Annotated in this window: 11 protein-coding genes; 1 reads left to right on the forward strand and 10 read right to left on the reverse strand. The window is 53.0% G+C overall.

What is annotated here, in order from left to right; all coding sequences use genetic code 11:
* The first annotated feature begins 44 nt into the window (after positions 1-44).
* Positions 45-989: a LysR substrate-binding domain-containing protein gene (locus WD429_RS00905; RefSeq protein ID WP_368420286.1), complete on the forward strand. Its 945-nt coding sequence runs from the start codon at positions 45-47 to the stop codon at positions 987-989.
* Positions 990-1,010: 21 nt separating this feature from the next.
* Here WD429_RS00905 and WD429_RS00910 read toward each other — a convergent pair whose 3' ends face one another.
* The 10 genes from WD429_RS00910 to WD429_RS00955 form a co-directional block, all read right to left on the reverse strand.
* A complete protein-coding gene (locus WD429_RS00910) occupies positions 1,011-1,994 on the reverse strand; it encodes an electron transfer flavoprotein subunit alpha/FixB family protein (RefSeq protein ID WP_368420287.1) in 984 nt (327 codons plus the stop codon).
* Between the two features lie 8 nt (positions 1,995-2,002).
* A complete protein-coding gene (locus tag WD429_RS00915; RefSeq protein WP_368420288.1) occupies positions 2,003-2,812 on the reverse strand; it encodes an electron transfer flavoprotein subunit beta in 810 nt (269 codons plus the stop codon).
* A 26-nt stretch (positions 2,813-2,838) separates the two neighbouring features.
* Entirely contained in the window at positions 2,839-4,209 is a 1,371-nt protein-coding gene (locus tag WD429_RS00920; protein WP_368420289.1) for a flavocytochrome c, read from the reverse strand.
* The gene (locus WD429_RS00925) at positions 4,202-5,038 is read right to left on the reverse strand and encodes an aspartate/glutamate racemase family protein (protein WP_368420290.1); all 837 of its coding nucleotides are present in this window, start codon (positions 5,036-5,038) and stop codon (positions 4,202-4,204) included. The genes WD429_RS00920 and WD429_RS00925 overlap by 8 nt, the downstream gene beginning before the upstream one ends.
* 20 nt (positions 5,039-5,058) lie before the next feature.
* A complete protein-coding gene (gene tcuA / locus WD429_RS00930; RefSeq protein WP_368420324.1) occupies positions 5,059-6,570 on the reverse strand; it encodes an FAD-dependent tricarballylate dehydrogenase TcuA in 1,512 nt (503 codons plus the stop codon).
* Positions 6,571-6,722: 152 nt separating this feature from the next.
* Positions 6,723-7,280: an acyl-CoA thioesterase gene (locus WD429_RS00935; RefSeq protein ID WP_368420291.1), complete on the reverse strand. Its 558-nt coding sequence runs from the start codon at positions 7,278-7,280 to the stop codon at positions 6,723-6,725.
* A gap of 102 nt (positions 7,281-7,382) precedes the next feature.
* Positions 7,383-9,452, reverse strand: coding sequence for a 3-hydroxyacyl-CoA dehydrogenase NAD-binding domain-containing protein (locus tag WD429_RS00940; RefSeq protein WP_368420292.1), 2,070 nt, complete (start codon positions 9,450-9,452; stop codon positions 7,383-7,385).
* A gap of 48 nt (positions 9,453-9,500) precedes the next feature.
* On the reverse strand, positions 9,501-10,928 hold the full coding sequence (locus tag WD429_RS00945) for an MmgE/PrpD family protein (protein ID WP_368420293.1): 1,428 nt from the start codon (positions 10,926-10,928) through the stop codon (positions 9,501-9,503).
* Complete coding sequence (locus WD429_RS00950) at positions 10,915-12,774, reverse strand: TRAP transporter permease (RefSeq protein WP_368420294.1); 1,860 nt, start codon at positions 12,772-12,774, stop codon at positions 10,915-10,917. The genes WD429_RS00945 and WD429_RS00950 overlap by 14 nt, the downstream gene beginning before the upstream one ends.
* Before the next feature lie 67 nt (positions 12,775-12,841).
* Positions 12,842-13,807, reverse strand: a complete 966-nt coding sequence (locus WD429_RS00955) for a TAXI family TRAP transporter solute-binding subunit (protein WP_368420295.1) — start codon at positions 13,805-13,807, stop codon at positions 12,842-12,844.
* Positions 13,808-14,044: the final 237 nt, after the last annotated feature.

Consider the following 14,044-nt stretch of genomic DNA (forward strand, 5'->3'; position numbering starts at 1 on the left):
TGCATGCTGAGCTAATGGGGTATTTGAAAAAGGTGAAGAACCGAATGGACAAGCTCTGGGCAATGCAGGTATTTGCCCGGGTTGTGGAATGTGGCAGTTTCAGCCGCGCAGCGGAATCGCTCGACATCGCCAATGCGACAGTGACCTCCAGCGTGCGTAACCTGGAGACCTACCTCGGCGTCACCCTGCTGTCTCGCAATACCCGAACCCTTCGGCTGACCGACGAAGGGTCGAGATTTTTTGACCATTGCACCGATCTGCTTCGCAGGGTGGAAGAAGCCGAAAGTTCCGTGCGGGAACAGAATTCCGCGATTCAGGGGCAGTTGCGGATTGAATCGCCAGTGGGATTCGGAAAAGCCGTCATTTCGCCCAGATTGTCGGCTTTTTCTGCCGAACACCCTGATCTGTCCATCGCGCTGAGGCTGACGGATCACCCGGAAGGGTTGATTGAAAGTGGCACAGATGTCGCTATCAGGATAGATTCGGTAAGCGACGCAGATCTGGTTGCAAGGCCCCTTTACCAGGCTCACTACGTGGCCTGTGGCACGCCCGCCTTGCTGGAAAAGATCGGGCACACCGCCCACCCCTCCGAGCTCGACCCGAAAGTGTGCCTCGGTATTTTCGGACACTCCCGATTCACACCCCGGAAGTGGTCATTCGAAAAGGAAGGGGAATCCGTAGAGGTAGTGCCCGATGGCAAACTGCACTTCAACAGTTCCGACGCGCTTATTCAGGCGGCGCTGGAAGATCAGGGCATCATCTTTGTTCTGGACGTATTCGTGAACAGTTTTATCTCGTCAGGACAGCTGGTGGACCTTTTCCCGGAGTGGTCGACCAATGGCAGAACCTTCTTCTCGGTCACGCCACAGGCGCGTTTTGTTGCGCCACGCACCCGTGCGTTTATCGACTTCATGATGTCGACACTGGACGCCCAGCGCCGGCCAGCCGTCACCGCCCAGGTCAAGCTGCGGCCCGGCCGTGACACCTGAACAGCGAGCAGGCCTGACGGCCTAATCGTCCAGCGCTTTCAGAATCTCCGGCAGCAACTGTTGCCACTCGCCAACAACGCCCGCTTCCGCCATGCTGAATATGGGTGCCTCGGGATCCTTGTTAATCGCTACAATCCGGGTGTCCGGGCTGACTCCCGCCATATGCTGCGGCGTGCCGGAGATCCCCACGGCAAAATAAAGTTCGGGCGTTACAAATTTTCCGGATATACCAACCTGTCTCACCACTGGTACCAGCCCGGCATCCACCGCCGGCAGACTGCCACCAAGCGTGCCTTTTGCCTTACGGGCAATCTGTTCCAACTGGGCAAACCCTTCCTCATTCAGGCCACGACCACCCGACACCACAAACCTGGCACTCTCAACCGGTGGCAGGCTCTCACCGGTGGGCTCCTGATCCAGCGAAGGTTCTGGGGGCAGTTCCACATTTACATCGATAGCGAATTGCTCCGCCTCACTGCGGGATGAATCCAGCACCGGTTTGCCGGCGCGCATAGACGCAACGGACAGGCCACCAGATACGTTCAGCACAAGCTGCTTGCGCCCTCCCCATGCCGACCGGGTAGCCACAACTCCGTGATCCTCGACACGGACATTCTCACAACGGCCCAGGGCGTTCCCGTTCATGTGGAAGGCAACCCGCGCCGCCAGCTCCTCGCCATCGGGACCAGGAGGGGTCAAAATCAGCGTGGCTGGTTCACTTCCTCCAGTCTGGCTCAGCGCTTCACTGACCAGTCTGGCCGCTACGTCTGGCTCTGCTCTGTCAGCCGCGCCATCACCAGTGATGCAATGGACCCGCTTGATTCCGGCATGACCGGCCAGCTCGCGGACCTGTTCAATACCAGCGTCTCCGGGCACCAGCAGGTCACAATCCGCCATGTCACCACACACGGACTGCAGAGCCGCCAGCGTCGTCTCTACAGCTTCATTGCCCCAAGCTCCCGGAACCACACCCACGATTCGGGACATCTGATTTGTCTGATCCATACTTCCTCCTAGCCCGCTGCCTGCCTGATGTAGTCGGCAATCGCCGCCGCCTGATCCTGCACACTGCCCTCCAGCATCCGGCACTGCACATTGCGTTCGGTCGTTTCCGGATCTGTCATCGAGGTCGCGGTTACGCCGGCAGCCTTATCTGTTGCCTGGCAAACCTTATCGACCGGCTGCTTTTTGGCCATCATGACGTTTTTCATCAGTGGATGACGAAGCTTGTTGCGCTTGTCGTTAGTCACGGTTGCGAGGTACGACGTGTTGTCGAGCGCAAGCCATTCCCGGGAGGTGCCACGCTCACGCATCAGGCGCACCTGTTCCTGCTCCTGCTCCTGCTCCTGTCCACCCCGCCACTGAGCAAACTGGGTCAATGGAAACATCGGCATTTCCAGCTCACCGGCCAGCAATACCGGGATACTGCCCTCATCCAGATCGCCAAATTCACGCCCCACAAATACCAGATCGGGAACGCTGTTATCGGAGCGTATAAACGCTCCTAACTGGGATGCAGTCAGTGCCGAATCCCAGGGCCGGCAGGGCTGAAGTTCCAGCACCCGCAGGCTGTCGGGCTTGAACGCGGCCACCGTGCGGGCAAGGGCGTCCTCGTTGGGACCACCCAGAACCAGCACGTGCACTCGCGTGGTCTCGCTCTTGTCCCGCAGTTTCAGGGCCAGTTCCAGCGCGCCTTCATCGAAGGGGCCGAGGACCCTTCGGGTCTGACCGGTTTCTGCCAGATCACCGTTACCGTCAAGACTGACTTCGTGAAGCGGATAGCGGCTGTCCGCCACGCCCGCCAGCAGTACGAGAATATCCATGTTCACTCCTCGTTGGTTGTGCGGTCTCAGGCCGCCGCGGTCATCGCAGCAATGCGCCCGAATACTGCCGCCTTGCCCAGCGCAGAACCGGTCATATAGGCCGCGCCGTGGAAGCCGCCCACCATTTCACCGGCCGCGAGCAGTCCTTCAATGGGCTCCTCGAATACATCGAACACTTGCATTGTCGGGTCAACTTTTACCCCGCAGTAGGTGCCAAAGACCGCCGCAGTAGAAGGGTAGGCGTAGAAGGGCGGCTCACTGATGGTGCGTAGCTCACCGTGCTCGTGAACCAGATGCTTGCGTTCGAATTCAGGCGCTTCGTTATCCGCAACTGCCTGGTTGTAGGCTTCGACTTCGGCCAGGAAAACGTCCTCGGGCAGCTCCAGCAGTTTCGCCAGTTCCTGCAGCGACTCGGCTTCCACAAAAAGCCCTTCCTCCAGCCGGCGTTCGAAATCAAGAATCCTGACCCGGTTGTCACCACTTTCCATGATACCCCGGTCCAGTATCTGGTAGGTCACGCCGTAGGACTGCTGCATGCAGGCATCGCCCAGCAGTTTGTAGGATAGCGATTCATCGACGTATCGTTTGCCTTCCTGGTTCACCGCGACGGCACCCTTGTAGACTGCCAGGCAGGCATGATGATTCATCTCATCCATCGGATGCTTGCCGAAGGTACCCTTGATGTGGACCATGTCGCGTACATCTGCACCCAGTGCCCATGCCATTCTCAGGCCATCGCCTTCGTTACCTTCACCGCCAATAAACACCGCGTTGTCATACAGGGGCGCGAAGCGGTGGATCATGTCCTGATCCTTGACGAAGCCGCCGGAAGCCAGCACCACGCCTTTATCGCCGGTAATGGTCAGCTCTTCGCCGTTGCTGGTGGCCGTCAGCCCGGTGACCCGCCCTGCCGCGTTGCGGATCAGACGGCGGGCACGGATATTGAACCTTACGTCCACTTTGCCAGTGGCCCGTGCCGCTTTTTCCAACTGGCGCACCATATCGGCCGGGTCCACACTGTGTACCCGGGGCACTGACTGCCCGGAAGCGGCTTCAATCACCGGCTGGAATTCGACCCCGTGTTTCCTCAGCCACTCGTAGGTATCCAACTGCAGATCGGTATAGGCCCGGACCAGCGACTCATCCGCTTCACCCTTGCCAACCTTCACGAGATCCTGGTAGAGGGTTTCGGGCGAGTCCTCGATACCGTATTCCTGTTGCAAGTCTGTACCGGCAAATGCCAGGCAACCACCACTCATTGCAGACGAACCACCGATGGCATCCGTCTTTTCCAGCAACAGAACACTCAGCCCGGATTCGGCACCGGCAAGCGCCGCACAGAAGCCAGCCAGACCACCGCCAACAACAACCAGATCCGCCTCAACAGAATTACTCATTACCTACCTCCTGCGCCTTATCCAGAAAGCGCTCACTCAAGCCATAAAAACTGAAAATCTCACGGACCCGCTCGCCATCCGGGCGGGCAGAGAAATAGCCGGTATTGCAGGTGTGGGTGCCGTTGGCGCGCTGCAGGTCCACCATGGCTTCGGCCTGTTTGATCCACGCACCCAGTGAATCCAATACCGGAACACCATCCACTTCACTGACGCCATGGGTCGCCAGCAGCACATTCAACGGTGCCTCGCCCGGGATGATCACCTCGGCTCCCTGCCTGATCAGTTCCCGCGCAGACACCCGAAACCGATCCAGAAGTTCAGTCGGGTCATCAAAAGCCGCCAGAACGTCAGCAAAGCGGAAGCCCACATGACGCACATCCGCCAGCCTGTCGCGGAGCCCATGGCGATAAGCGTTGTCAGTAACCAACTCGGCCAGCTCATCGATAAACACCAGTACGCCGAATCGACGCCCGAGCATGCAGGCGGTTAGCATTGCGGATTCACCATAGCCCACCACCGGGATGGTCAGCAGGCTGCGAATCTCTCTGAGTGCCGGTTCCGGCAGGGTGCTGATGGCATAGGCGTCAAAACCCTGTTCCTCGGCATTCAGCCCGTTAGCCATGAACTGCAGGCCATGGAGATACTGCAGCGACGCATGCTTGATATCCTCGCCCGGGTAATTGCTGCGGTATGTCCCGGGTTTCATACCGTGCATGTGGATTTCCGTATCAGGACGCGCCACCTTCCGGAAATGAGACTTCAGGGCACGGTCGTAGGCTCCGAGGTCACTTAGAACGGTGAAGCTTTGGTGCCAGATTCGAATGGTCATTGAACAGGTTCCTTACAACGTCATGAGTCGGTGTTTGTGAGAGTCGCTGCGTCCTGGCCGGCAATCCGGCCAAGAACGGAACCGGATGTGAGGCCCGCACCACCGGCGTATTTCACGAAGTACAGATTCCCTACCAGCTCTCCGGCCGCGTATAGCCCTTTGATTGGCTGATCGTCCTCATCAAGCACTCGCGCCTGGCTGTCCACCTTGAGCCCGCCGAACGTAAAGGTAATGCCGCAAGTAACGGCGTAGGCGACAAACGGAGGTTTGGTCAGAGGGTTAGCCCAGTTGGATTTGGGAATGCCCAGGCCCCGGGTGGAGCGGCCATCACGAACGGCGGGGTTAAATGACGTATTTTCATCGACGGCGTGATTGAAGGCATTCAGGGTATTCAACAGGCCTTTTGCATTTATCCCGTCCAGCTTTCCCGCCAGTTCCTCCAGGGAGCCTGCCTCAATACGGGTAGCCTGCCGAATGCGATACTCATCCGGCAGCAGGTGTTCGGAGTGTTGATCGAAGATCTGCCAGGCCACACCACCGGGCTGCTTGAGCACCCTTGCCCCCATTGAGGAATAGGTGTAGTTGCGAAAATCCACGCCCTCATCAAAGAAACGTTCGCCATCGGCGTTAACAACCACCCCCAGGTGGAAGTAGTTTTTCTGCATGTTCAGAAGGTTGATGTCGCCCATGGCGGGCGCATTGAGATCATAGAAAACCGCGTGACAGCCAGACCAGTTACCATGGGCCGCAGCGCCTACATCCAGCGCCAATTCAATGCCATCACCGGTGTTGAAGCGGGAACCCCGAACCTTCGCCAGATCCCAGCCCGGCCCCAGAAACTGGGTGCGCCATCGCAGGTTGGCGTGAAAACCACCGGTAGCAATAATCACGGAGCCGGCCGTATAGTCCTGACCACTTGCGCAGTGAACCTGCCACCCTTCTCCGTTTCGGGTAAGCGATCTGGCGCGGCATCCATAGAGAATATCAACGTCGTCTTTGGTAGCGCGCCGGGTCAGCGCATCAACGAGGCCAAGGCCGCCTCCTGAGACTTCGATCGTCAGGCCACCCCAGAACTTATACTTGCCATCAACCTTGAACGCCTGCCGACCATAAATGGGCATAAACCGAACGCCCTTGCCCGTCATCCATTCCAGCGTATCCAGGCTGTCGGTGACCACCGTATCCAGAACATCCGGGTCTGCCCGGTACTGGCTCTGAACCGCCAGTTCGTCAAAAAAGTCCTCAGCGCTGTAGGTTCCGAAATCAGAGGTTTCGATCTCACTGTCCAGCAGATCCGGCACCAGCCGTTTCAGGTCATCCACGCCATCGTAGGCCACCCGGAATGCGCCGCCGGTGTGGGCGGAGTTACCCCCCTTTTCGGTTTCCGGCGCACGCTCCAGCAACGCCACCCGGGCACCGGTCTCGCGGGCGGACAGCGCCGCACAAAGTCCCGCATTGCCTCCACCCAGCACAACAACATCGTAATGATCCATCGCAAAACTCCCGGACAGGAAGCCATCCCCTGCCGTTATCTGGGCCTGGCTTCGCCTTTAAAAGGATTTATGCGGATCATTATGTAAGCAGGGGGTGACGCCTGACAGGCATCGAGATCGAAGGGGCTTTTCAGCCAAAGCGTAAAGTGCTCATGGAATTGCAGCTCCCGGCGTCGAGAACCGGGTATATTTTATTTGACCACCCGACAGTTTTCACTAGTCAGTGAATCAAGCTCTATCCTCATATCAAGTTCTTTCCTCGCATCAAACATATCGTTCTTATGTAAGTGTTTGAGTTTTCTTCGGAGCTTGCCTTCTATAAACCTCCGGATTTCATCTTCAGTTTCTAAAACTAATCCAGGAACATTCTTCGGAACTTTGGTCTCTTTATCCAAAGCAACCATTGTGAAGTATGAGGTATTAGTATGCTTAAAAATACCCGTCTTGAAATCTTCAGAAACCACTCTAATGCCTATTTCCATCGAGGTTTTTCCTGTGTAGTTCACAGACGAATACAATGTTAACAATTCGCCAACCTCGACTGGATTCAGAAAATCCACTTTATCCACGGACGCCGTAACACAGTATCGCTTGGAATGTGATGCGGCACATGCGTAAGCAATCTTGTCCATTAACGACAAGACTACCCCACCATGAACTTTTCCATTGAAATTTTCATAGGATGGGACCATCAATTCTTTCAGAACAATTTGCGAATTCGAAACCCGATTAAAATAGACCTCACTCATAGCCTATAAAACTCTTTTTAAGATCAATGGAATCTGAATGCTTATTATTAAATACCACCAGTTAAGGACCCGCCTTACCTCCTCACGAGACTTTCAATAGCCTTACGAACCAAAAACTTCGCGCTCCAGACCCTGAGCTGGCTTCCACTGCTCACCACCATCCAATTCACAATATGCCTGCACTCGCTCAAAAATCCTGTCGAGACCCATTTCACGGGCCCAGAACATTAACCCTCCCCTATATGAGGGGAATCCATATCCACTGTTCCAAACTACATCAATATCGATTTCACGGCCTGCAATACCCTCATCCAGAATCTTGAAGGCTTCATTAACCATTACGTAAAGGCACCGTTCTAGAATTTCTGAATCTGTTACCACTCGAGGGGTGATGCCTTGAGCAGAGCGATAATCGTCGATTATCTGATCTACTTGGTTATCTTCAATGGGTGTTCGGCTCCCCTCCTCATAACGATAAACCCCCTCCCCACTTTTTTGACCCAGCCGGCCTTTCTCAACTAATTCGTCCAGCCATGTTCGTGGGACGTGTTCACCAGTTTTTCTACGCCCCTCTCGAGCATTATAGCCAATGTCCAGGCCCGCTAAATCAGACATCGCAAACTGCCCCATCGGAAAACCGAAATCTGTCAGAACACGGTCAACTTGGGCCGGAGTAGCTCCTTGTGCTACGAGGCAAAGTGCCTCCGGCAATCGACTGTATAAGATTCGATTCCCAACAAACCCATAACAATTCCCCACTAACACGCCGACTTTGCGCAATCGTTTAGCAAGAGTCATTGCTGTCGCCTTAGTAACATCGGAGGTCTCTTTTCCCGATACCACTTCCAGCAATCTCATAATGTTGGCGGGACTAAAAAAGTGTAGCCCTACAACATCTTCCGGTCTGCTGGTTGCTCCGGCAATCTGGTCGAGATCCAAGGTCGATGTATTGGTTGCCAGCATTGTCCCAAGACGACACACCCGGTCTAGCTCCTTAAAAATACTGCACTTAATTTCCATATTTTCAATTGCTGCTTCAATCACCAAATCCACATCAGACAAATCAGTGTATTCAAGAGTTGAAGATAGCTGCTGTTTACGTTTACTGGCCTCCGTAACGTCGAGCCGACCTTTCGAAACCATTCGATCATAATGACTGCATATAACTTCAACGCCGTTTTCAAGCGCGCTGCTTTTAATTTCAAAAAGGCGCACAGGGATACCAGCATCCAGGAAGCTGATCGCAATCCCGCGTCCCATTGTTCCTGCACCGATAACTGCTACAGAACGAATGGTCTTTGCTTTACCATAATCAAGTCCCGACACACGGAAAGCCTCACGTTCGGCTAGAAAGGCGTGCGTAAGCCCCTGGTGCTCTTTAGAGTCCTTCATTTCAAGGAAAATTTTTCTCTCTTCTGCACAGCCTTCATCAAAAGGCAGGTCCAGCGAAGACCGAATAGCCTGGAGGGATCGCAAGGGCGATTTTCGTCCTTTCGAGCGTCGCTCCAAATCGCCCTCCTCATTGGCAAGCCATCTATGCGCGCTCTCGCGGTCAGGAATGGGGCGATTACTAACCAGAGGATGGGCATGCTCTTTTGTTGCCACCTCACGGGCAAAGTCGTAGCCTTTCGCAAATAAAGAATCGTTATCGACAACCTCGTCAACGAGACCAACCTCCAACGCTTTAACTGCGTCAATTTTTTCACTACGAGCAATCATATTGGTCGCAAGAGGAACACCGATCAATCGTGGAAGACGCTGTGTGCCTCCGGCTCCTGGTATCAATCCCAGGTTCACTTCAGGCATGCCGAATTTCGAATCGCGACTTGCTATCCGATAGTGGGATGCCAAAGCGATTTCCAACCCCCCACCTAAGGCGGTCCCATGAATCATTGCAACCACAGGTTTTCTACTCGCCTCGATGGCATCCGTCACTTCAGGCAGAAACGGCGCCTCCGGGGGCTTTCCGAACTCTTTTATATCCGCACCAGCAATGAATGTTTTTCCCTCGCAACATATTCCAATCGACGACACTTCTACATCCGCTAAAGCTTGATCAAGCCCTTTAAGAATGCCTCGCCTGACACTCTGGCTTAATGCGTTCACTGGTGGATTATTAATTCGGATAATACCCAAAGACCCCTTACGCTCGTAAAAAACCTCGCTATCCAAAGTTTCTTCTCCCCTATAAACTTAAATTTGTGTTGTCTAAAACCGGCTTTACCGAGTGGTTCTATTCAATGTGCCGAGCAAATCCGCAAGATCAAGGGTATCCAGGTTCGCAATCTGATCACTCAACAATTCCGCTGATTCGCAACCAATTACGGGCGTGGCCAACTCGTAAAATTTATCTGAGAGTTCCTCATCAGTAAGTGGCTCCTCCGGATCGCCATGCCGGAACCGTTGTAGATATTCAACAACGTGGCCTCCACGATAAGTTATGCGGACGAGGGCACCTCGCCTTTTGGGGTAGCTGCTCTCTAGCTCCTCGTTAACCGATAAGCTGATGCGATCCATTACGGATCGTATAGCAGGATCAGCAAGCCGCTCAGGACCGAACGCATTCAGCCGTACACTTCCATAGACCAAAGCAGTTGCTAAAGTGAAGAAAACGCTAAATCGAGCATCGAACGACGTCTTGACGTCATCACGACCTACAACTTGTACTGCGGTTCGATATGTTTCGATCTCAACGTGCTCGACTTCCTTCCAGGTAAATTTGTGGGTTTTAACGAGAGCGAGAGCAGCATCAATAGCAGCGAAGGTATGCCCACAACAGCCGTGATTCTTTAAAGTGACCGATTCGATATTGAATGTCTCACCAATGTCGTCAAATACACCGTACCAATCCACATCGCCATCCGCCATCGCAACACCAAAACCTGCGTCACCTTCAAGAATCGCTTCAGCGCCGGTAAATCCCTTTTCTGCAAGCAGAGCCGCCGTAATACCTGCTTCCGCAGCACGGCCAGCATGAAGAGGCTTACTCATAGCGTCAGACTGAAACGCCTCACGCAAGCCAGCTGCAAAGGTCCCAACTGTCGATAGCGCATGAGCAAACTTCCGGGGAGGCAGCTTGAGTATTGCAGCAGCGGCAGCAGCCGCCCCAAAACACCCGACTGTTCCTGTGGTATGCCAATGCTTGTAGTGTGCCGGCTGCACAGCGGCACCGATCCTAGTTGACACTTCGTAACCACAAATCACTGCACGAATAAACTCCATACCGGTGACATTCCTGGCTTCACCCAAGGCGAAGGCCGCAGCTATCACGGGACTCCCGGGGTGGTAGAGCGCATCACGGAAAATGTCATCGAACTCAACAACATGCGAAGCCGTGCCATTAATAAAGGCAGCGGTGCGCGGTGAGCCCCGCCTAACGTCGCCAAGAATACTCGAGCCTTTTCCCTTCTGATCAAACAGATCGTCTGTCATCGCATCTTTCAGAGAGCCGACAAGCGGAGTGATGGTTCCTGGCAAAGTTGCCGCAAACCAGTCCATTACGACCCGCTTTGTCTCATGCAACGTGGTCGGCGAAATAGGCCTGCTTGCAAGGCCACAAGCCTTTTCAGACGCGCTCATTAGTAAAGACATTCGATTGTCCTCAAATTGGGTTGAGCAGGAGTGCTGGCTACGTTCAAGCGTGGCCATTTACTGACTCCGAAGAAACTTTTCTGCGCAATACGAGAATCTGAATCAGAACCGCAGCAATGACGGCCACACCAATCAAATCCGTCGTACCATCGGGAATAATCAGCGTGAACGCTCCAATCGCAATCACCCCCCTCTGCCAGAGGTTTAGATTAGAGATGAACCAGCCAACTGTGACCGTGGCAAACGCGACAATACCCAACGCAGACGTAATAAAGGTAGTTGCGATCGACTGAATATCACCGTCCAGTAATAATCCCGGCTCGTATATGAAAAGAAACGGAATCATGAAAGCTGGCAATGAGAACAGGAAAGCGGTCATACCTGTCCCCATCGGTTTACTGCCCGCTATTCCTGCAGCCGTATAGGCAGCCAATGAAACTGGCGGTGTAATTGGTGCAAAGGATGCAAAATAGAAAACAAATAAATGCGCTGCCAATGCACTAACCCCAAGCTCTAGCAAAGCCGGCACAGAAAGAACCGAGAAAACGATATAAGCGGGCGTTGGAGGTAATCCCATCCCAATAACAAGGGTACCGAGCATCACAAGCCCCAAGCTCAAGAGCAGCGAATTTTCACCCAGAGTCATTAGAACGCCAGACAGTTTTAAGCCAACTCCTGACAGGGTAATAATTCCTACAACCAGGCCCGCCGCAGCACAAGCTACGGAAACCAATAGCATTCGCTTCGCAGACACCTCAAGAATTTCGATGATTTTTCGGAAGTTTAGGCGCTCAATCGGATTAAAATATCCAACAACAATGGTTGCGCCGATAGCAAACAAGGCAGAACGCGTCACAGACACCTTCGCGAACACCAGGAAATAGACAAGTACAACCAAGGGAATCAGCAAAAGAAGACTAGCTTTGAGAGTTTTTTTAAGGTCAGGAAGGTCCTCTTTGTTCAACCCCTTCAACTGACGTTTTGCCGCTTCAAAATCGACTACAAAGAAGATCGACACAAAATAAAGAATAGCCGGCAGGATTGCAGCAATGACAATATCTGCATAAGCAATACCTGCCATTTCAGACATGACGAAAGCACCCACCCCCATTACGGGCGGGAGCACAGAGCCACCACAAGATGCAACTGATTCAATAGCGCCTGAGACATGCGGCTTATAGCCAACCCGTTTCATTAGCGGGATGGTAAAAATGCCAGTCGTAGTGACGTTTGCTACTGGACTACCATTGATAGAGCCTGTCAAAGCGCTGGCGAATACTGCAACTTTTGCAGGACCACCGCGACGCCTGCCACCAATTGCCGTAGCTAAGTCAATAAATATCTGGCTTCCGCCAGTCTTTTCCAAAAATGTCCCGAAAATAATGAATATGGCAACAAATGTTGCTGCTGCAGCCGCCGCCGGACCAAATATACCTTCAGTAGTCAAGAACATCGTTGTAACAATACGATCTAGACCATAACCACCATGACCGAAACTTCCAGGAACGACGTATCCAAAAAAACCATATCCCAAGAAAACCAGAGCGATAATTGTCAGAGGCCAACCAACTACGCGCCGACATGCCTCGAGTAGAATTACAATAAAGGCAGATCCAAACAGACGATCCCAGATAGTGAGATAACCAATACGCTGGTTTATCGTCTGATAGGCTTCGTACAAGTAAAGACCAGATGCAATTATTGCTGCAAAAAGAATAAGGTCGACAATTTGACCAAAGACTCCACCCCTCTTCATAGGATGAACAAGGAAGATTAACGCAATAATCAAGGTAACATGAAAACCGCGTTGAAGAACCGGCGTCAAACTACCAAAGATACCAGTATAGAGGCTGAAGCCAGAAATCAGCATGGCAAATATAAAAATGGTGTAGTGCCGCACCATAATGTCACCTCGGCAAGTAAGAATGCTCCCGTTTATTAACGGGAGCCGAATGGTCTTGAAAGTCTATTTATTCAACTAACCCAATATCCTTGTAGCAACGTTCAGCCCCTGCGTGCAGAGGCATAATTCCCTTAGGGTATTCCTCAACCGGAGTGGTCCTGAGCGCGGCATGCCCTGCTTTAAACCTGTCGATGTTTTTATCAAACACTGCCATACAGATGTTGTAGACTTCCTGTTCGTCCATGTCCTGGCGAACTGCAAGATACGTGGACGTACTGATCGTTTGAACGTCCTCATCAACACTGGTGTAAGTGCCGGCCGGAATAACAAAAGGCTCAAGATAAGACGCGGCCTCTATCATTTTCTTCAGTTCTTTCTCGCCAATACTTGCCAGCACCAAATCGTGTGTCGCTGCAATTTCCTGGACGTTACCTGATGGCATACCAACAGAAATGACGACTACATCGACGTTACCGTCAACTAGGGCGTCGGCCCCTTCTCTGAAGTTAAGGAGGCGTGGTTCCAGATCCTCACCATAGGTGAAACCTGCGCCTTCAAGTACGATCTTTGCCTTACTTCCTGTACCCGAGCCCGGGGCTCCTACAGCGACGGTTTTTCCTTTCAAATCCGCTATCGTTTTTATACCAGTGCCTTCCAAAGTAACGAAATGCAGCGGCATGCTGTAGAGCTTCGCAATTGGTGCGAGCTCGATTGCAGGGCGCCCCTCAAATGGCCCTTGTGCCCGATTAGCGTTCCAGAGAGTATCCCCACCAAAGAAGCCAATATCACTCTGACCAGACCCGATCAGGCGGGCATTTTCGACAGAGCCACCTGTTGCCTCTGCAGTAAAATTATAACCTTCCATTTCATCAGACAAGATTGAGGCGAGCACGCCGCCAATCGGGTAGAAAGCACCCGTCGTCGATGCAGTTGCAACCTTTCGGTATTCCGTTGCAGTTGCTACTGTACCGAGGCACAGCGAAGCACAGATTCCGGCATACCCAATTGTTTTAACTATCTTTTTTATTTTCATGTCAAACCTCACATTTACTGTAATTTTTGTGGCATTCAATCGACAGATTTAAAGCTCTGCCTCTCAGTGAGTCCCCCAGAAGCCTGGGCCCGACTCGGTTCATCGATGCCCCTATAAAGAGCAAATTTCGATGAACTGTTGACTGGCAGACTATCCCAATTGCTCGAGCGCTGAGTACAGACCATTTCGAATGCGGGCATAACCATTCATCATGCCCTCAGATTCGGTGAAAAGGGA

Origin of the sequence: Marinobacter sp. (genome assembly GCF_040904845.1) — a bacterium.
GTDB lineage: Bacteria > Pseudomonadota > Gammaproteobacteria > Pseudomonadales > Oleiphilaceae > Marinobacter.